The 18,612-nt window shown below is 40.3% G+C and carries 19 protein-coding genes, 1 pseudogene and 1 other annotated feature; of the genes and pseudogenes, 2 read left to right on the top strand and 18 right to left on the bottom strand.

Annotated elements, in window-relative coordinates:
* The first annotated feature begins 344 nt into the window (after positions 1-344).
* Positions 345-1,709 (top strand): FAD-dependent oxidoreductase, encoded by a 1,365-nt coding sequence (locus B2V22_RS03455; protein ID WP_290490591.1) that lies wholly within the window; start codon positions 345-347, stop codon positions 1,707-1,709.
* A 152-nt stretch (positions 1,710-1,861) separates the two neighbouring features.
* Here B2V22_RS03455 and B2V22_RS03450 read toward each other — a convergent pair whose 3' ends face one another.
* The 12 genes and pseudogenes from B2V22_RS03450 to rplK all read right to left on the bottom strand — a co-directional run bounded on the left by B2V22_RS03450 (position 1,862) and on the right by rplK (position 13,278).
* Positions 1,862-2,731 carry a glycine betaine ABC transporter substrate-binding protein gene (locus tag B2V22_RS03450; RefSeq protein WP_290490590.1) on the bottom strand — a complete coding sequence of 290 codons (870 nt, stop codon included), beginning with the start codon at positions 2,729-2,731 and terminating at the stop codon, positions 1,862-1,864.
* A gap of 247 nt (positions 2,732-2,978) precedes the next feature.
* Positions 2,979-4,740: pseudogene (locus B2V22_RS03445) on the bottom strand (ABC transporter permease/substrate binding protein).
* A gap of 7 nt (positions 4,741-4,747) precedes the next feature.
* On the bottom strand, positions 4,748-6,004 hold the full coding sequence (locus B2V22_RS03440; RefSeq protein WP_290490589.1) for a quaternary amine ABC transporter ATP-binding protein: 1,257 nt from the start codon (positions 6,002-6,004) through the stop codon (positions 4,748-4,750).
* 290 nt (positions 6,005-6,294) lie between these two features.
* Positions 6,295-6,912, bottom strand: a complete 618-nt coding sequence (locus B2V22_RS03435; protein ID WP_290490588.1) for a class I SAM-dependent methyltransferase — start codon at positions 6,910-6,912, stop codon at positions 6,295-6,297.
* A 216-nt stretch (positions 6,913-7,128) separates the two neighbouring features.
* Positions 7,129-7,977 carry a metal ABC transporter permease gene (locus B2V22_RS03430; RefSeq protein ID WP_290490587.1) on the bottom strand — a complete coding sequence of 283 codons (849 nt, stop codon included), beginning with the start codon at positions 7,975-7,977 and terminating at the stop codon, positions 7,129-7,131.
* On the bottom strand, positions 7,977-8,891 hold the full coding sequence (locus tag B2V22_RS03425) for a metal ABC transporter permease (RefSeq protein WP_290490586.1): 915 nt from the start codon (positions 8,889-8,891) through the stop codon (positions 7,977-7,979). The genes B2V22_RS03430 and B2V22_RS03425 overlap by 1 nt, the downstream gene beginning before the upstream one ends.
* Positions 8,875-9,612: a metal ABC transporter ATP-binding protein gene (locus B2V22_RS03420; protein ID WP_290490585.1), complete on the bottom strand. Its 738-nt coding sequence runs from the start codon at positions 9,610-9,612 to the stop codon at positions 8,875-8,877. The genes B2V22_RS03425 and B2V22_RS03420 overlap by 17 nt, the downstream gene beginning before the upstream one ends.
* 53 nt (positions 9,613-9,665) lie before the next feature.
* A complete protein-coding gene (locus B2V22_RS03415) occupies positions 9,666-10,601 on the bottom strand; it encodes a metal ABC transporter substrate-binding protein (protein ID WP_290490584.1) in 936 nt (311 codons plus the stop codon).
* A gap of 309 nt (positions 10,602-10,910) precedes the next feature.
* Positions 10,911-11,279: a 50S ribosomal protein L7/L12 gene (rplL, locus tag B2V22_RS03410; RefSeq protein ID WP_016897304.1), complete on the bottom strand. Its 369-nt coding sequence runs from the start codon at positions 11,277-11,279 to the stop codon at positions 10,911-10,913.
* A gap of 56 nt (positions 11,280-11,335) precedes the next feature.
* The gene (rplJ, locus tag B2V22_RS03405) at positions 11,336-11,839 is read right to left on the bottom strand and encodes a 50S ribosomal protein L10 (protein ID WP_290490583.1); all 504 of its coding nucleotides are present in this window, start codon (positions 11,837-11,839) and stop codon (positions 11,336-11,338) included.
* A gap of 32 nt (positions 11,840-11,871) precedes the next feature.
* Positions 11,872-12,009 (bottom strand) — a sequence feature (ribosomal protein L10 leader region).
* A gap of 54 nt (positions 12,010-12,063) precedes the next feature.
* A complete protein-coding gene (gene rplA, locus B2V22_RS03400; protein WP_003142595.1) occupies positions 12,064-12,753 on the bottom strand; it encodes a 50S ribosomal protein L1 in 690 nt (229 codons plus the stop codon).
* A 99-nt stretch (positions 12,754-12,852) separates the two neighbouring features.
* Positions 12,853-13,278, bottom strand: coding sequence for a 50S ribosomal protein L11 (gene rplK, locus B2V22_RS03395; protein WP_029315747.1), 426 nt, complete (start codon positions 13,276-13,278; stop codon positions 12,853-12,855).
* A 278-nt stretch (positions 13,279-13,556) separates the two neighbouring features.
* Between rplK and phoU the strand changes: the two genes are divergently transcribed.
* A complete protein-coding gene (phoU, locus tag B2V22_RS03390; protein ID WP_290490582.1) occupies positions 13,557-14,225 on the top strand; it encodes a phosphate signaling complex protein PhoU in 669 nt (222 codons plus the stop codon).
* A gap of 355 nt (positions 14,226-14,580) precedes the next feature.
* On the opposite strand, the gene nusG is transcribed toward phoU, so the two are convergent.
* The 6 genes from nusG to B2V22_RS03360 all read right to left on the bottom strand — a co-directional run bounded on the left by nusG (position 14,581) and on the right by B2V22_RS03360 (position 18,577).
* Positions 14,581-15,135 (bottom strand): transcription termination/antitermination protein NusG, encoded by a 555-nt coding sequence (nusG, locus tag B2V22_RS03385; protein WP_083068271.1) that lies wholly within the window; start codon positions 15,133-15,135, stop codon positions 14,581-14,583.
* A 144-nt stretch (positions 15,136-15,279) separates the two neighbouring features.
* The gene (gene secE / locus B2V22_RS03380; protein WP_290490581.1) at positions 15,280-15,453 is read right to left on the bottom strand and encodes a preprotein translocase subunit SecE; all 174 of its coding nucleotides are present in this window, start codon (positions 15,451-15,453) and stop codon (positions 15,280-15,282) included.
* A gap of 33 nt (positions 15,454-15,486) precedes the next feature.
* On the bottom strand, positions 15,487-15,639 hold the full coding sequence (rpmG, locus tag B2V22_RS03375) for a 50S ribosomal protein L33 (protein WP_003142586.1): 153 nt from the start codon (positions 15,637-15,639) through the stop codon (positions 15,487-15,489).
* A gap of 155 nt (positions 15,640-15,794) precedes the next feature.
* Positions 15,795-17,126, bottom strand: a complete 1,332-nt coding sequence (locus tag B2V22_RS03370; RefSeq protein ID WP_290490580.1) for a GntP family permease — start codon at positions 17,124-17,126, stop codon at positions 15,795-15,797.
* Between the two features lie 219 nt (positions 17,127-17,345).
* Entirely contained in the window at positions 17,346-17,972 is a 627-nt protein-coding gene (locus tag B2V22_RS03365; protein ID WP_290490579.1) for a sigma-70 family RNA polymerase sigma factor, read from the bottom strand.
* A 65-nt stretch (positions 17,973-18,037) separates the two neighbouring features.
* The gene (locus B2V22_RS03360; RefSeq protein ID WP_290490578.1) at positions 18,038-18,577 is read right to left on the bottom strand and encodes an NYN domain-containing protein; all 540 of its coding nucleotides are present in this window, start codon (positions 18,575-18,577) and stop codon (positions 18,038-18,040) included.
* Positions 18,578-18,612: the final 35 nt, after the last annotated feature.

The following is an 18,612-nucleotide window of genomic DNA, read 5'->3' as shown; positions in this document are numbered from 1 at the left end:
TTGTTTTCGCCTAGAAACGCGTCCGGACAATATTTCGGCACGTCCCAATCCAATTAATAATATACAGAAATCATCATACACCATTTACACTTCCATGTCAACGATTAATGTTGTTTGAAAAATTAAACAAAACAAATTACCCAGAGATTCATGCGCAATCTAATTATTAAAATTTTTCTTGGTTGATAAAGTGTATTTTTTCGCGCCCTAATAGACATTTACGTCTAGAAAAACGTAAAATTGTTATATATGACAATTCTCCCATTTTTTCACAAAGAAGTGTATAATTAGTTGGGTAAATAAATTCTATTTACGATAAACATTGACCTTTGGAGGTAATACGAATGAAATACGTTGTAGTAGGAACTTCACATGCAGGTTTCGAAGCTGTGCAAACACTATTGAAAAAAGACTCAGATGCAGAAATCGTTGTATTTGAAGCTGGATCAACCGCTTCTTTCTTATCATGTGGTATTCAGTCCTATCTAGAAGACATTGCAAAATCTTTGGATGAATTACACTACGCAAATGAAGCATCTTATAAAGAACAAGGTGTTGACATCCGCATGAACACAAGAGTGATTGCCATCAACCCAGACACAAAAGAAATTACAACACGTACAACTGACGGTGTAGAAGCTACAGAAAGTTACGACAAACTATTGCTTTCTCCAGGTGGCGTGCCAGGAACTATTCCGAATGTAGATGACCAACACGAAAACATCTTCTACTTACGCGGTAGAAACTGGGCAGATAAAGTGAAAAACCGTATGGCTTCAGCTAAAAAAGCGGTCATTGTTGGTGCTGGATACATCGGTATCGAGGTAGCAGTTGCTTACGCACAAGCTGGTATTGATGTTACAGTTGTTGACTTCGTAGACTCAATCTTACCAACCTATCTTGACAGTGAATTCACTAGTCTTCTAACAAAACATATGGAAGACAAAGGTATGAAGATTAAAACTGGCGAAGGTGTGAAAGAATTTAAAGTCAACGAAAACAACGAAGTAACTGCTGTAGTCACTGACAAAGGCACTTACGAAGCTGATACAGTTGTTATCAGTGTTGGTGTTCGTCCAAACACACAATGGCTGAAAGACACTTTAACCCTTGATGGTCGTGGCTTTGTTGAAGTCAACGAACACATGGAAACTTCAGTTAAAGATGTTTACGCTGCTGGTGATGCAACTGCCATTCCTTTTGCACCAACAAACGACAAAGCTTACATTGCTTTAGCAACCAACGCTCGTCGCCAAGGTGTCATCATGGCTCGTCACGCAAGTGGTGATGCAGACGCTAAAATTGGTCGTGTAAACGGTACATCAGGTCTTGCTGTATTTGACTACAAATTTGCGACTACTGGTATCAAAGACGCTAACGTTAGCTCTTACAATGGCAACGTGAAATCTGTATACAAGGAAGACTTAATCCGTCCTTCATTTATGCATGACGAAGAAAAAGTATTAATGAAACTTCACTATGATGCAGATAGCGGTCGCGTATTAGGTGCTCAATTAATGTCAACTTACGACATTCTTCAAGCTATTAATGCTGTATCTGTTGCGATTGATGCTGAATGGACTGTAGACCAATTAGCACACGCTGATTTCTTCTTCCAACCAGAATTCAACCGCCCTTGGAACTTCTTAAATGTCTTAGCGCAAGAAGCACTAGGTCAACCATACGGCGCAGACACAATGATTTTCTAAGCCAAACGAAAATCACTTTTTCACCTTGGATATACAACATCCTTTATAACAAATAAAAGACAGGCGGTAGACTTCTATTTAATCTACTCGCCTGTCTTTATTTTTGTTTATTGCTATCAATGTTCTAAATCTATTTATGAATAGAAGAAACTTTATTCTAACCAGCCGTCTACTGTTTCACGATTGGCTTCAATCCAGTTATCTGCTGCTTCTTCTGGTTCAACACCTGTAGCCAATTCTTCCATTACAGCAGACATGTCAGCTACTTCCCAGTAGAAGTTATCGATGATTTTGTAAGCTTCTGGATTATCTTCTTGAAATCCTTCTCTAGCGTATGAACGAATTTCTTCATGACCACCAAAGATGTTTTTTGGATCTTCAAGCATTTTTAGGTCGTAATCCATGAACATCCAGTGTGGTTGCCAACCTGTGACAACAATTTCTTCCTCATTTTCAATCGCTTGCTCAAGTTCAGCAATCATTGCACCAGTAGAACTTACCGAAACTTCCCAACCAGATAAGTTGTCATATTCTTTTACTGAATTCTGCGCACTGTTTGTGACACCAGCACCCGGTTCAATGGCTGTAATCGTAGATCCATCTTCGTCCGTTAAATCTTCAATCGAATTCACATCTTCCATATGGGTTGGAACAGTTAGTGCTGAAATCGCCCCTTCTAAGTTAGGGCCTAAGTCAACCATGGAACCGCCGTATTCCGCTTCATAAGCTTGATGTGTGACTGGTACCCAACCACCAACCATGGCATCCGCTTGCCCTTCAGCAACAGAACTCCACATGATGGCAGGATCGACTGTGGTCATCTGGACATTAAAGCCCGCTTCTTCTAGCACTTGTGCCAAAACAGTTGTCGAAGCAATTTCTGACTCCCAATTAACTGTGGCTAGATTCACCGTTTGCCCACCTTTATTGGACCCTACATTCGTTTGGTATGAATCTTCACTTCCAAAAGTGAATAATAACCCAACAATTAGCGCGACTACTAAACCTATTTTCTTAAACATTTTTACACTCCCGAAATATACTTCCCTAGTTACAAATGTTCGCTACTTTATCTAAAAAAACAGGAGGGGCTACTAGTGTGCCTCACTCCTGTTTAAGCTCGTTGAGACTTTGTAAGGATTGAGGTCCAGAAAGAGAACGCTGAAAGATTAAGGCACTAGCTGACAAAGTCAACTGCAACTTAATCTGAAACGCAGTCCTTTTGGAAGGCTCAAACCCGATTTTAGTCCTATTTATGCTTTTATTTACTTATTCTTCAACAGCTAACCATTGATCAACTGTATCTTGATTTGCTTCAATCCAGTCTTGTGCTGCAGTTTGAGGATCGGCACCGTCATTGATTTCAGCCATTACAGATTCCATATCCTCAACTTCCCAGAAGAAGTTATCTAAAATTTGGTAAGCTTCTGGCATATCGTCTTGCAACCCTAGGCGGGCCATTGTGTTGATTGTTTCACCGTCTCCGAAGACACCTTCAGTATCTTCTAAATATTTCAAGTCATACTCTTGGAACATCCAGTGTGGTGACCAACCAGTAATGACGATTTCTTCTTCATTAGCAATAGCTGTACCTAATTCGGTCGTCATGGCACCTGAAGATGATGTTTGAACTGTCCAATCACTTAGGTTGCTGTATGTACCTACTGCCTCTTCTGCAGCCGCTACAACACCCGCACCAGGTTCAATACCTGTAATCGTTTGGTTCGCTTGGTCACTTAAGTCCTCGATTGAGTTCACATCTTCCATGTAAGTTGGTACGGTTAAACCTGTAATCGCACCCTCTAAGTTAGGACCCAAGTCTTCCATTTGATCACCATATTGTTCGTATTGCGGTGCATGTGTGTTAGGTAACCAAGCACCCACCATAGCATCCGCTTCGTTTGTAGCAACAGATGACCACATAATCGCGTTGTCTAATGGTGTAATTTCTACAGTATAGCCTGCTTGACGCAATACTTCAGCGATCACATTTGTAGAGGCAATTTCCGTATCCCACGTTACATAAGATAAGGTAATGGTTCCCTTGTCTTCACCAGAGACTAAATTAAAAATGTTTGATTTGTATGCATCGGCAGAACCGAAAGTAAGGACTAATCCCAAGATTGCAATGACAGCAATCCACAAGCCTTTAAGTTTTTTCTTCAAAATGGATTCTCCTTTCCTCGACTTAGCTATTTTTATCAGCTGTGAAACGGTTTGTTAAACGGTCAATCAAGATTGCTAAGATAACAATCGCTAGACCTGACACAAATCCTGAACCTACTGACGCACGTTGTAGAGCGGTTAATACTTGACGACCTAGACCAGGCGCACCAATCATTGACGCTGTAACAACCATAGATAAAGCAAGCATCACTGTTTGGTTTACACCAGCCATGATAGTCGATTTAGCTAAAGGTAATTCCACTTTAAATAATTTTTGTTTACCAGTTGAACCGAAAGCATCTGCTGCTTCAATTAACTCAGTAGAGATTTGTTTGATTCCTAATTCAGTGAATCGTACTGTTGGTGGTAAGGCGAAAATTACTGACGCGAATGTACCTGGTACAATACCGATACCGAAGAAGGCAACGGCTGGAATTAGGTAAACAAAGGCTGGCATTGTCTGCATGAAGTCTAAGATCGGTTTTAAGATATTGTGGACAGTTTTTGATTTCGCTGACCAAATCCCTAAAGGTACCCCGATAATAATTGAGATCACACTAGAAACCAGTACCAATGTCACTGTGTTCATTAATTCTGACCATAAACCTTGGTTTAAAATGTAACCTAAACCAACTAAGGCGAAGGCAGATAATGATAATTGCTTCTTACTTGCAAAATAAGCAATCACTGCCACGATTAAGATAAAGGCAAATGGTGGAATTAATAGTAATAAGTTGGTAATCCCGTTCATAAAGGCTGAGCCCCCACTTTGGATGGCGCCAAATAAACCTGAGAATGTAACGGTTAACCAGTTTGTTGCTGCTTCAATCCAATCAGCAACTGGTAGTTGCTCAATTGGAAACATCGCTAAATTAAACATTCAATTCTTCCCCCTCTTCAGTATTTGTTGCATCAGCTTCTTCGCTGTTGTCATTTGCTAAGCTGTTGATAACCATCTTAGAACTTATCATACCCAATAAGTGATTTTCGTCATCTACAACTGAGATTGGCATAATCGCGTTACCCATTACGTCATAAATATCATTAATCGGTGTTTCTGGGTGTACGACTGGATGGTCAGTACGGATAAGAGATTCAACAGATAGATATTCTTTGTTTTGGTTGCCTTTGATCATTTTGGCAACATCTGTGTTACGAACGTAACCTAATAACTCACGTTTGTTGTTCGTCACCATTAGGAAGTTGTAGTTTTCTTCTTCCATGCGGTGTAGAGCCATTCTGGCACCATGCTTTTCAACATTCAATAAGAAGTTTGGACGTTCCATAGCATGTTCTGCAGTAAGGACTTTAGAACGGTCAACACTTTCAACAAACCGTTCAACGTAATCGTTAGCTGGATTCGTTAAGATTTCTTCACCGGTACCCACTTGAACGACTTCTCCGTCTTTCATTAAGGCGATACGGTCACCGATTCTTAAAGCTTCATCCAAGTCATGGGTAATGAAGACGATTGTTTTGTTTACACGTTCTTGTAAATCAACTAACTCATCTTGCATGTCACGACGGATCAATGGGTCAAGCGCTGAGAAGGCTTCATCCATTAATAGGATTTCTGGGTCGTTAGCTAGGGCACGTGCTAAACCAACACGTTGTTGCATACCACCAGATAATTGGTTTGGATATTGGTCTTTAAAAGTTAACAAACCAGAGTTTTCTAGTGCTTTTTCAGCAGCTTTTTGACGTTCTTCTTTGCTTACACCTTGAATCTCCAAACCGAATTCTGTATTTTCAAGAATTGTTTTGTGTGGGAATAAGGCGAAGCTTTGGAATACCATACTCACTTTTTTACGTCTGATTTCACGTAATTCATCTTTATTAGCACCTGTCACGTCATCACCTAAAATTGTGATGTTACCCGCTGTTGGTTCAATTAAACGGTTGATCATACGTAACATAGTTGATTTACCTGAGCCAGACAATCCCATGATAACGAAAGTTTCACCTTGTTTGATATCTAAACTGGCGTTGTCGACCCCGACTGTCGCACCTGTTTGTTGGACGATTTCTTCTTTAGATTTTCCTTCATTTAATAGTTTTTTCGCTTTTTCAGTTTGAGCGCGTGATCCATAAATTTTAGTTAAATTCTCAATTTTTATTGCTGTAGTCATCATAATCCTCCTTTATTTTGACACTTTGTTACAAAACGCAACGTAAACTCACCATATTACCGTAACACGTTCACCGAAAATTTTCAAAAAAGAATCCTTGAAAAGGTTGATTTGACAAGTTTTCACAAATAGGTCATTTTTTATGTTAACTTTCTACACCCCTTTAAACTAAAAATGAAAGGGCTTAATTTCACAAACTTCTAAAAGTACAAGTATTGTTCTATTCGGAAACTTTCCCGACCAAATAAAAAAGCACTACACCCAAAGGATGCAATGCCCGCCATGATGGTTTATTCGCCTTCTTTTACACTTTTTAAAATCCAATAGCCTTTACGGCGTTCGATTTCTTCAACGTTACCAAAGACTTCTTCTAATTTCTTCATCGCTGAAGGTGCCCCTTGTTTCTTTTGTAAAACTACATAAATTTCGCCACCCGGTTTTAGATAGTGGATGGCTTCGCTCATAAAATGATGCACCATTTCCTTACCCGCACGAACTGGTGGATTCGTCAGAATAACACCGAAATCTCTTTTATCAATGGCTTCATAGGCATTTGAAACGGTGAAAGTGACGTTGTCAACATGGTTAGATGCCGCGTTGTCCTTAGCCAGACCAATTGCTCGCTCAGAGATGTCTACCCCATAGATGGCGCGGTCAGGCAGCATAGTCCCCATAATGACCCCTACAGGCCCGTAACCAGCGCCTAAATCAAGCAGGTCTCCCGGTGCAAGTTGGTCAAAATCCAAGGCTTCAAGCATAACCCGGGTTCCAAAATCTAAGTTTTCCCTAGAAAAGACGCCTGAGTCGGTCTTGAAGGTAAATGGCCGGTCAAAAATCACGGTCTCGTATCGTTTAAAGTCGTGTTCAAGATCTTCGTTATTTTCGAAGTACTGATGACTCTCTTTCATGAACACCCTCCGTTCTATATCGTTACTATTTTCATTCATAATCATAAATGTTCATTATCATCTCTCATTTTATAGTTTGTGGGGACTAGGTGCAAGTAGGTAAAATCTGCTTAATATTTTTGTCAAAAAGAAAAAACGCCCCACTCAGACAGTCTTGTCTAAGCAAGGCGCTCATGCAATTTTCTATGTACGCTTCAATCCGCAAGCACAGTCTTTTTATGCCCGCTTGAACCGCTTGCCAATTAAACCATTTGGTGCAAACAAGAGTGTCAATAAGAAGGTCACAAAACCCGCGAAGGCGATGGTTCCTGAAATGGACACGTTGAAGTGGAGGGCTACATAGTAACCAAGGATACTGTTGATTGCCCCGTACAATAAGGCCACTAGCAACATGATGCTTAGCCGTTTTGACAGTAAATGGGCACTCAAGGCTGGTGCTACCATTAGGGAGATGACTAGGATGGCACCAACGATATCGAAGGCGACAACGGTAGTGACGGATACCAGTGTCATCAGGACCAGATTCAACAAACCAACTGCTACGCCGATTGATTTCGCGTAAACGGGGTCAAAAATGCTGACTTTGAGTTGTTGGTAGGTCACTGCGACAAAGGCCAGATTAATCACCAACATGACAAACATCCGGACGAAGGCAATCGGTACCTGGATTCCAAATACTTCCATAGTATTTAAGGTCGCAAAGACTACTTCCCCGCTCAAGACCACATCTACATCTAAGTGAACATTTCGTGCATACTTAGAAATCAGGATGATGGCGATGGCAAAAAGCAGGGTAAAGACCAAGCCAGTGGCCGCATCGCTTTGGATAGCAAACTTGTTGACCACGTATTCAATGGCATAGACAGTCATCACACCAAATAGGGCTGCCCCGACAAATAGAATCGGTGAATCTAGGTCACCGGCAATAAAGTAACCAAGGACAATACCTAGTAAAACCGTATGTGACAAGGCGTCAGCCACCATGGCCTTGTTTTTCAGAACTAAAAATACACCGAGCAAGGCGCAGGAAACGGCCGTAATCATTACAACTGATAAAGCCCCCATTATACCACCTCCTCTGTCTCAAACGTGTCATCTTGATGGGTCGTTAAATACCGTTTCTTCCGTAAATAAGCGACCACATAACCTCTTGGTCCAAAAATAATGGACAATAGCGAGACGATCGACATGACCACGATAATGGTTGGTCCAGTCGGTAAGTTTGAGATGGTTGATGATAAGTAGGTGCCGATACCAGCGGAGATTCCGCCCGATACAGCAGCCACCAGCAAGACGACTGGAAACCGTTTTGACCATTGCAGGCCGGTAATCGCTGGTGTGATCAGCATGTTGGAGATAAGGATGGCGCCGACTGCCTTTAGCCCGACAACGATCATGACGATAGCCATCAGGAGAATGCCCCAGTTCAATACGTTGGCCTGGATGCCGACTGCTTTCGCGTAATTCGGGTCGAAGACAAAAATCTTGATTTGCTGGTAGCAGGCGATGAAAATCGTTAATGCGATCACTGAAGCGATGATGATTAACCAGACATCTGATTTCAGCAAAAAGGCTGCCTGCCCGAAAATATAGTGTTGAAGTCCTGCTTGTGATGCGTCACCAAACTGCGGGTTGCCTTGGATGTATGACTTCAAGGCCATCCCCAATCCAAAGAAAGAAGACAAGACTAAAGCCAAGGCCGAATTAAGGCTGACCAAGGAATGCTTATGAATCAACTCGATAAAGTAGAAGGCCACCATACCCGCAACAAAAGCACCTAAGGTTAAAATCAGGGTATTCTTTGATTGGAAAAGCATAAAGGCGATAACGATACCCGCAAAAGTGGCGTGACCAATCGCGTCCCCTATCAGACTTTGCCCCCGAAGGACAGTCACTGTCCCGACGACACCTGATGCCATAGCTAAAACGACTGTCCCAAGCAAGACGATTTGAAAGGAGAAATCAGTTAATATGGCCATAAATCTCACCAATCCTTTGATCATACGCCGCCGCAATATTGTCTTCATTGAAGGTTTCCGCAACTGGACCTTGGCCAATGACCGTCTTATTCAACAAGATGACATGGTCAAAGTACTCTCGGACTGTGGCCAAATCGTGGTGAACGATAATAAGGGTCTTCCCGTCGCGTTGAAATTGGTTAATAATCTCTGCGAAAAGTTTCTCCGTCTTAATATCGATTCCCTTCATTGGTTCATCCAAGAAGTAAATGTCCGCGTCCTGGCAGATGGCACGGGCTAAGAAAACCCTTTGACGTTGCCCGCCAGAAAGCTGAGCGATTTGCCGGTCAGCGTAGTCAGTCATATTGACACTTGCTAAGGCAGCAAGTGCCCGGCCCTTGTCCGTTTGGCTGGCTTTTTTGAAAAAGCCTTGATGTACATACCGACCCATTAAAACAACATCTAAAACCGTTGTTGGGAAGTCCCAATTCACCGAAGATGATTGGGGTACATAAGCGATTTTCTTATAGTATTCCTTGTATGCCTTGCCATAGAAGGTCACATCACCTTTCAAGGGCTTCAAAAAATCAAGCATACAATTCAATAAAGTCGACTTACCGGCACCATTTGGCCCGATAATGGCCGTCTTCGAATTTTCCTTAATAGCAATGTTTATATCCTCTAATACGAATTGGTCGTCATAAGACATGGCCAAGTCGTCCACTTTAATTATTGCTGTCATCTTGTCTGTCATCCTTTCATTACATTATCCAAATTTATCTTATTTAATCTGACCTATTTAAGATTTGACACAATTAAGTTCACATTGTGTTTAAACATATCAATATAGGCATCGCCCTCTTGTCCTTCACTCGCAAGTGAATCTGAGAACAATTCTTGCCCTTCACCAGAAACAACTGTTACTTCGCCACCAGCAGCACTCACTGCTTCTTGGATACGCTGCATACGCGCTGGGTCAGTTGTCGATTCCGCAAAGACCGCTGGCACTTCGTTTTCTACAATAAAGCTTGCAATAGCTGAAATATCTGCGTTAGATGCTTCAGCTTGTGTTGAAATCCCTTGTGGTGCCACTACTTCAATCCCGTAACGTTGTGAGAAGTAGTTGAAGGCATCATGTGGTGTAATCAAGTAACGTTGACCTTCTGGAATTGAGTCGATTTCTGCTTGCGCCCAAGTATCCAGTTCAGTCAACGCTTCCTTATAAGCCGTTGCCGCGTCATTGATCGACTCGTCACCAGTTAAAGTCACCAATTCAGCAGCTACTGTATCCACCGCTTTTTGGTAAAGGGTGATATCAAACCAGAAATGTGGGTCTACTTCGCTTTCCCCGTCTTGGTCGACCATCGTTACATCTTCGTCAGTGAAATCTTTCGTCACCGCCACACCTGTTGCTTCCAAGGCTTTAACCATTTGCGCCTCTAAGTGTAAACCGTGGTATAAAACCAAGTCTGCCCCTTGAATTTTCTCCAAGTCTTGAGGACGCGCTAAGTAGCCATGAGGGTCCTCGCCCGCTGGAATAATTGTTTCAACCGTCACTTGGTCTCCCGCCAATTGTTCTACCATATCCCGTAGAAAAGAGGTGGATACTGTGACAACCGGTTTTTCATCCGCAGCATCGCCCCCGTCACTAGCTGACTCCCCACCGCTCGCACATGCACCTAAGAATAGGGCCACAATCGTTAAACTCAATAATTGCCAAATCTTCTTCATTTGAATTCTTCACTCCTACTTACTGCATTTAAGGGGAACCACGCGGTCCATCATTAGCTTTTGTTAATTATATTTTTAGTTTAACCTAAATATATATAGGAGCCTAGTCTAATTCACCAGGACTTTATTAAAAAATGGCGCCTCCTTGCCAAGCTGGTTGTTCTAGAAAACCAGGCAAACTGATTCTAGCAAGCAAAAAAGACCACACCCAAAAATCGGATGTGGTCTAATAATAATGGTAAAAAAAAAGAGAAGCTCGGATAATTCCGAACTCCCCCTCATATACATTATAAGATAATCTGTTAAAGATTATTTTACTTCTGCAGTACCGCCAGCTTCTTCGATAGCAGCTTTTAAAGCTTCTGCTTCTTCAGCAGGTAATGCTTCTTTAACGATCGCTGGAGCGCCGTCTACTAATGCTTTAGCTTCTTTCAAGCCTAAACCAGTAGCTTCACGTACAGCTTTGATTACTTTAATTTTAGCTGAACCAGCAGAAGTTAATTCTACGTCAAATTCAGTTTTTTCTTCGGCAGCTTCACCAGCACCTGCACCAGCAGCAGCTACAGGAGCAGCAGCAGATACGCCGAATTCTTCTTCGATTGCTGATACTAAGTCAGCTAATTCTAAAATTGTTGATTCTTTTAAATCAGCAATGATTTGTTCAATGTTTAAAGCCATTATAAAATTCCTCCGTTTTTAAATAGTTTGTTTTGTATGATTAAATTGGTAATAAATTACGCTGCGTCTTCGCCTTTTGCATCTGCAACAGCTTTGACAGCGTATGCCACGTTGCGGACAGGAGCTTGCAATACTGATAATAGCATTGAAAGTAGACCTTCGCGGTTTGGCAATTTCGCAATTTGTTTGATTTCTTCTTTAGAAAGTACTTTACCTTCTAAGATACCACCTTTAAGTTCTAACGCTTCTGCTTCTTTAGCAAAATCAGAAAGAATCTTAGCTGGGGCAACTGCGTCTTCCATACCAAACGCTACAGCTGTAGGGCCTTGGAAAACTTCTTCATGGTATTCTAACTCTTGAGAATCTAAAGCACGACGCATGATTGTGTTTTTGATAACTTTAAACTCAACACCTGCTTCACGTAATTGTTTACGTAATTCAGTCACTTCTGCTACTGATAATCCTAAGTAGTCAACCACAACTAAAGAATTTGCAGCGTTCATTTTCTCAACGATTTCATTTACTTCTTGTTGTTTTTTAGCAATTGCTTGTTCACTCACTTATATTTCACCTCCACTGATTTTATTAGAGTTTTTTAAATAAAAAAACTCTATGTCACTGAAGACATAGAGGATAAAGTTCACCATCTAGTAGTGAACGACGTATCTCCCTCGGTTGGCAAAATTAAGGCACAGCCGCCAACTGTCTTCGGTAAGCTATATAAATAACCTCACTCATACTAACAGAATAGTATAAGTGGGTCAAGTATTATTTTTAATTAATCTTAGATTGATGAAACATCAACTTGGATACCAGGACCCATAGTAGATGTAATTGCTAAGTTCTTGATGTATGTACCTTTAGAAGATGCAGGTTTCACACGTAATACCATTTCTTGAACAGCTTTTACGTTTTCAGCTAATGCATCTGTAGTAAATGATACTTTACCAACAGGTAAGTGTAAGTTACCAGCGCTATCAGCACGGTAAGCAACTTGACCAGCTTTGATGTCTTGAACTGCTTTAGTAACATCTTGTGTTACAGTACCAGTTTTAGGGTTTGGCATTAAGCCTTTAGGACCTAATACACGACCTAAACGACCAATTTGACCCATCATGTCTGGCGTCGCAACGATCACGTCGAAGTCGAACCAGCCACCTTGGATTTTTTGGATGAACTCGTCATCACCAACGTAGTCAGCACCAGCGTCTTTAGCTTCTTGCGCTTTTTCACCTTTAGCAAAAACCAATACAGTTTGGTCTTTACCAGTACCGTTAGGTAATACCATAGCACCACGGATTTGTTGGTCATTTTTCTTAGTGTCGATACCTAAACGGTATGCAACTTCAACTGATCCATCAAATTTAGCGTAGTCTACTTCTTTTAACAATTCAATCGCTTCAGATAAAGCATATTTTTTATTTTTTTCGATTTTTTCGAAAACAGCTTTTTGGTTTTTAGTTTGTTTAGCCATTATATATATTCCTCCTATGTGGTTTTAGCGGATAATCCTCCCACTCACAAATCGCAATTGATTTGTGGCGTACGGGTTTCATGTATTACAGTGTGACAATTAGCCTTCTACTACAAAGCCCATTGAACGTGCAGTACCTTCAACCATACGCATAGCAGCTTCTACATCTGCAGCGTTCAAGTCTTCCATTTTTGTTTCTGCAATTTCACGAACTTGGTCGCGAGTTACTGTAGCGACTTTGTTTTTGTTAGGTTCGCCAGAACCCTTAGCCACGCCAGCAGCTTTTTTCAATAATACTGCAGCCGGTGGTGTTTTAGTAATAAATGTAAATGAACGGTCTTCGAATACAGTGATCACTACAGGGATAATCATACCCATTTGATCTTGTGTACGCGCATTGAATTCTTTAGTGAATCCCATGATGTTCACACCAGCTTGACCTAATGCAGGACCTACTGGAGGAGCTGGACTTGCTTTACCAGCTTCAATTTGTAATTTAACGATTTGTTGTACTTTTTTAGCCACGAAACATTCCTCCTTGTTTTTCGCGTTGTGGTTTAATGGAGTTAAGATTCCTCCTCCCACTTCATGTGTCTACACACAGTATCCTATTTAACCACATAAAAGTCATGATTGCAAGTCTTTTTTGATAAACGGTTGTATAATCTTTAAGTTCATTTTGTAAATTTATTGTAAAGGGTTACATCGGCTATTTTACAATATTTATCAGATGACAAGACCGACAAAATATGGTAAACTGTATCCTTAATAGAGGAAAAGTACATTGCAAAGGAGTGATAATGATGGAACGTCCAGTAAGAAAATTTTACGATGACCAACTAAAGACTTTGGAGGGTATGCACGCAAAACTCGGATTTGGTACGGCGGCTATGTTAGAACGATCTTTCCAAGCATTAAAAACCAATGACCACAATGGCGCACAAACTGTTATTGAAAGCGATGCTGAGATTAACAAGTTAGAGAAAGAAATCGAATATTATGTAATGCGTATAATCGCTCGTCAACAACCAATCGGTACAGACCTACGTATGATTCTGTCAGTATTTGCTTCAAGTTCTGACCTAGAGCGCGTAGCCGACCACGCAGTATCCGTAGCGAAAGGTATTTTACGCGTTGAAAACCTAGCACCATTTGATTCAGTTATGGATGATATTTTTGCCGTAGGTGAGTTAGCGAAAAACATGCTTGGACAAGCAATCGATGCCTTTAGCCAACATAACGTTGAACGCGCTAAAGAAATCGCTGCTATGGATGACGAAGTAGACAGTGCTTTTAGAGAACTTGTCGATCAAATTTTAGTAATCATGCAGAATCAACCCGAAACTGTTCAAACAGGTTCAGCGATTAATGCCATTTTACATGATATCGAACGTATCGGTGATTATGCAACAAACCTATGCGAACGCGTTATTTATACAGAAGATGCAGATATCGTGAATTTAAACGACTAAAATCTACATATATAATATAGAAAAAATCAGTTGCCCATAAAAGCAACTGATTTTTTTGTGCATCTTCGGTTTGCCATTCGCCTCTTCTCTAACGTTTTACGTTTTAATGGTGGCTTGTATTCACTATACACATTCCCTTTTATGCATTCGGTAATTTCCGGTTATAAATTGTACGATATTTTGATATACATGTATCTTTACCGCTGGAAGGATAAAAAATAAACAATTAGAAAATGAATATTAATCAATAGAGAAAAATAGCGGGTAAGGATTTTGTTTAAGAATCTTTACCCGCTATTTATTCATTTAACTATGGTTTATTTTATCTCAACTATGATTTGTAAAATATCGCAAATTAGAATTTATCTACTTGGTCGTAGTCTACTTCTGCTAATGTTTCACGTCCAAACATTTCAACAGTCAGTTTCAACTTACCATGTTCTGCATCAATCTCTTGAACGCGACCTTCCATACCATCAAAGGCACCGTCGATAACCTTAACCACTTCATCGATATCAAATGAGATATCACGGTTACGGCCACCTTCACCAAGACTTGATAAGATATTACGTACTTCATCAGGTAATAATGGTGTTGGTTTTGAACCTTGCCCGTGAGAACCTAAGAACCCTGTAACACCTGGTGTATTACGTACAACGAACCACGCTTCATCTGACATGATCATCTCAACTAATACATAACCTGGAAAGTTTTTGATCTTAACAATCTTCTCTTTACCTGATTTCGTTTTCTCTACATGCTCTTCTTCAGGCACGATTACACGGTAAATGTAATCTTCCATATCCATTGAAGTAATACGCATTTCTAAGTTTTGTTTCACTTTATTTTCATAGCCAGCGTATGTATGGATTACATACCACTCTTTACCAATTTCGATTTCTTCTACCATCGATATGCTCCTTCTTTCAATACATTCATCATCGATCAACTTCAAGGCAAATTAAAAAACCTTCCCCACATGAAAGGTTTTCTCTTCGCTTTATTCGTGCCCATTATAACACACCGCCCATGCGTGCGCCATAACAAGTTACAATTATAAGTTAATAAACCATCTAAACGCCCATTGCGCTACGGTATCAATAACCCCTAGGAAAATGGCAACCATGATAATAGTTGACAATACGATACCAGTGTAACGCACCAACTCGCCACCACTCGGCCATGTTGTCAATCGCATTTCATGCCATACATCTTTTAAAAATTGCATCAACTTCCCTCACCCTCTATCAGTCGTCTTCGACTACTTGGTTTCTTTGTGTATTGTATGTTGGTTACAGTGTCTACAGAATTTCTTCACTTCTAAACGCTCAGTACGGTTATTGGCATTACTATTAGTCGTGTAATTTCTTGAGCCACATACTGAACAAGCAAGTGATACTTTTTTTGTTGCCATAATTCACAATCTCCTTGTTTCAAATTCATTGTACATGGTACTTACTCCGATGGTCAATGTCAATATATATTTCCTGCACCCTTAATTATAGCACAAATAACGAGAGGAGTTGTACTATCATCAGGCAACTCCTCTTTTAAATCTATAGAATGTATTTAATATAAAAAGGCTGAAGCGATAAGTACGGCAATCAAAGCCAGCATGTGCGCCACGTTTGTAATAATGAACTGGTGGATAAATCCATGTTTAATGGATAACCCAGTCAAATTATTAAAGGTAATCACGACCCCAGACTGTGGCATCGCCGTTAATGTTGCCGCCGCAATCACTGTAATTCGGTGAACCAACTCTGGATCAATCCCCATAGCAATATAATCTGGTGCTAGGGTATTCATCACAATCCCAATCGCACCCGAAGCAGAACCTGTAATCCCACTTAGTAAGGTAGACGATACAGCCAATCCAATCACTGGACTACCAGGAATAGAGGTAATCGCTTGTTGGATGACCGCAAAACCAGGTGCCAAGGTTAATACTGAACCAAACGCTACAGAAGATGAAGTTGAGAAGGCCGGCATAACGGCCCCTGTCGCGCCCGCATTCAAGGTCATATTCTGTGATGGAATGTAGCTGTGGTATAGAATAGCTGATAAGACAATCGCTGTAGCTAAAGCCACTAAAATAATATTAGCCACACTAGAGAAAATCAAGATAATAGCAATCAAGGTCATAATCGGCGCTAAAGAAATCCAAATAGATGGCAGTTTCGATTCATCCACCTCCCCAGTTACCCCTTTAGGATCCATCTTACCTTCTAAATAGGTATCAAAATGTTCACCCTTCTTCACAGACCGGTCCAAGCACCATTTCATATACAGTAAGCCAAAAGTCAAAAGGACTAATGACCCGATTAACCCTAGAATAGGCGCGGCCGTTAATGATGTCCCCAAAGCTGTAGTTGGAATCGCATTTTGCACCGAAGGGCTTCCTGGCAAACTAGACATGGTAAAGGTTCCAGCACCCAAAAATAAAGGAATAGGGAACAACTCCCAGTTAATATCCATTTGTTTGAAGATCCGCTTGGCTAACGGCACTACCGCAAACATAACCACAAACAATGAAATCCCACCATAAGTTAACAAGGCTGCAATAGCCATAATTGCTACCATAATCATATATTTAGAGCCCATCCCCACCTTACTCAAGATGAAGTTGGCAATAGACACTGTCGCATGACTCTTTTCCATATATTGTGCCAAAACAGCACCCAATGAGAAAATCGCAAAATTATTAATCAAGAAACCAGCCAAAGCTGTCATATACGAATGCTCTTGACCAACCAAAGACCCAAAAATATCCATTTGGTTAGCGAGAATGACAACCAAAGCAGATAAAGGTGCCGCAATAATAATATGCAACCCTTTAACAGAAAACCAAATAATCAGTACAATACCGATAAACACCCCAATAATATCCAACATTTCCATAAACCATCTCCTAAAATGTATTTATAAGCGTCTTTGCAAACCGCCTATATAATTTGAATACTGGCAATCCTCCCTAAAAATCACCAACTTCCAAAAATATCATAAACTACTTTGCTCACTTTTTCACTATTCAAATGTAAGCTACTCCATAAAATTAATCAAAAAGAAACCATAGAAAAAACCATGCACAGTTGTAACCATGCATGGCAGAATTTTGTTTCAATCACCATCATCAAAATAGTCAGATAATATCTGGCGATACTTTCGTTTACATTTAGCGATTAACGAATGGACCTGTTTTCTGGTAAAGCCCGTGAGTTTTTCCATCTCTTCGTAAGAAAAACCTTGTTTGAAATAACCATATGCCGTTCTTTCCATATCAGACAAACTTTTCTCGTACCTATTAATTGTTTCATGGAAAAGATACACATATTCGGGTGGAAATTCTTTGGTCCTCAAGCGATTTTCTATATTGTTTTCTTCACCTTCACTTGCAAACAAATCTAGTGACCGCTCAACTTTAAAATTAGCAATCCGTTTATCCGTCATGTGCATCCGGCGAATATCGAGCAACCTATTTTTGAATACATTCGCAAAGTAAGTTGTAAAGGCTGCCTTACTATTGATGCGATATGTTTGAACAGCTTGTACTAGACTAATTCTAGCTTCTTGATAGTAATCATCATTTTCCAAAATATACTTAGGGATGCGCCAACGGTTAGCATATAAGGTAGGTAAAACTTCTTGGTATAATGCATCAAATATTTCTTCAGTAAGTTCATTTTTAGCCTGCAATACTAAATCCAATACCTGTGACTGGTCCTTACTTTGTTTCTGCTTTGCCATAGATTTGTCCTCTCCAGATAGACCACCCAGGCTCAATCCAACAGACCAAACACATCAAAATCCTACTATTCACTTTTCTTGTCAATTAAATCTCTATAAAAGTCATTTAATTTATCTAGCTGATGGACTGACCATGGTATGGATCTTTGATATTTGTTGTATTCATAATCATTACCACCATGTGCAATTTCCACATTGGTTTTTTGTACATCTCTAAATAGTTCTTGTGCCGATTGTCTCAAGGCACCCTTTTGAAATACAATACGCTGTTCAGCTAGGTCACTAGTCGCTACAGTAACATTGTGTAAAGGACTCACTAAATCCACAATCATCTCTTCGATGTATGAATCAGCCGTTTGTCCTTCACTGGTAAAAACAACATGTAAGTTAAATTGATCATACGATTTAGAAATACCAGGGACAAACATAGCGTCAAAAACGACCCAAGTTTCAATATCGTGATAGCCCACATAGTTAGAAAGGGTTGCTAACAACAAGTCTCTTGCAGCCTCAATTTCATCTCGATTTTTCAACTTTACAAGTAAAGGCCATGAACCAATCATGTTATAGCCATCAACAATTAAACGTTCTTTCCTTAAAGCCATGTCACCCCTCCTTTCTTTATCAACTTAATATAAAA

The sequence above is a fragment of the Aerococcus sp. UBA6277 genome (assembly GCF_002440555.1).
Classification (GTDB): domain Bacteria; phylum Bacillota; class Bacilli; order Lactobacillales; family Aerococcaceae; genus Aerococcus.
The sequence above is the reverse complement of the archived record's forward strand: the minus strand, read 5'-3'. Positions and strand labels throughout refer to the sequence as shown.

What these genes read in the sequence shown, in the direction of transcription:
- B2V22_RS03455 (WP_290490591.1), top strand. Translation starts at nt 345, where the DNA reads ATGAAATACGTTGTAGTAGGAACTTCACATGCAGGTTTCGAAGCTGTG.
- B2V22_RS03450 (WP_290490590.1), bottom strand. Translation starts at nt 2,731, where the DNA reads ATGTTTAAGAAAATAGGTTTAGTAGTCGCGCTAATTGTTGGGTTATTA.
- B2V22_RS03440 (WP_290490589.1), bottom strand. Translation starts at nt 6,004, where the DNA reads ATGACTACAGCAATAAAAATTGAGAATTTAACTAAAATTTATGGATCA.
- B2V22_RS03435 (WP_290490588.1), bottom strand. Translation starts at nt 6,912, where the DNA reads ATGAAAGAGAGTCATCAGTACTTCGAAAATAACGAAGATCTTGAACAC.
- B2V22_RS03430 (WP_290490587.1), bottom strand. Translation starts at nt 7,977, where the DNA reads ATGGGGGCTTTATCAGTTGTAATGATTACGGCCGTTTCCTGCGCCTTG.
- B2V22_RS03425 (WP_290490586.1), bottom strand. Translation starts at nt 8,891, where the DNA reads ATGGCCATATTAACTGATTTCTCCTTTCAAATCGTCTTGCTTGGGACA.
- B2V22_RS03420 (WP_290490585.1), bottom strand. Translation starts at nt 9,612, where the DNA reads ATGACAGCAATAATTAAAGTGGACGACTTGGCCATGTCTTATGACGAC.
- B2V22_RS03415 (WP_290490584.1), bottom strand. Translation starts at nt 10,601, where the DNA reads ATGAAGAAGATTTGGCAATTATTGAGTTTAACGATTGTGGCCCTATTC.
- rplL (WP_016897304.1), bottom strand. Translation starts at nt 11,279, where the DNA reads ATGGCTTTAAACATTGAACAAATCATTGCTGATTTAAAAGAATCAACA.
- rplA (WP_003142595.1), bottom strand. Translation starts at nt 12,753, where the DNA reads ATGGCTAAACAAACTAAAAACCAAAAAGCTGTTTTCGAAAAAATCGAA.
- phoU (WP_290490582.1), top strand. Translation starts at nt 13,557, where the DNA reads ATGGAACGTCCAGTAAGAAAATTTTACGATGACCAACTAAAGACTTTG.
- nusG (WP_083068271.1), bottom strand. Translation starts at nt 15,135, where the DNA reads ATGGTAGAAGAAATCGAAATTGGTAAAGAGTGGTATGTAATCCATACA.
- secE (WP_290490581.1), bottom strand. Translation starts at nt 15,453, where the DNA reads ATGCAATTTTTAAAAGATGTATGGCATGAAATGCGATTGACAACATGG.
- rpmG (WP_003142586.1), bottom strand. Translation starts at nt 15,639, where the DNA reads ATGGCAACAAAAAAAGTATCACTTGCTTGTTCAGTATGTGGCTCAAGA.
- B2V22_RS03370 (WP_290490580.1), bottom strand. Translation starts at nt 17,126, where the DNA reads ATGGAAATGTTGGATATTATTGGGGTGTTTATCGGTATTGTACTGATT.
- B2V22_RS03365 (WP_290490579.1), bottom strand. Translation starts at nt 17,972, where the DNA reads ATGGCAAAGCAGAAACAAAGTAAGGACCAGTCACAGGTATTGGATTTA.
- B2V22_RS03360 (WP_290490578.1), bottom strand. Translation starts at nt 18,577, where the DNA reads ATGGCTTTAAGGAAAGAACGTTTAATTGTTGATGGCTATAACATGATT.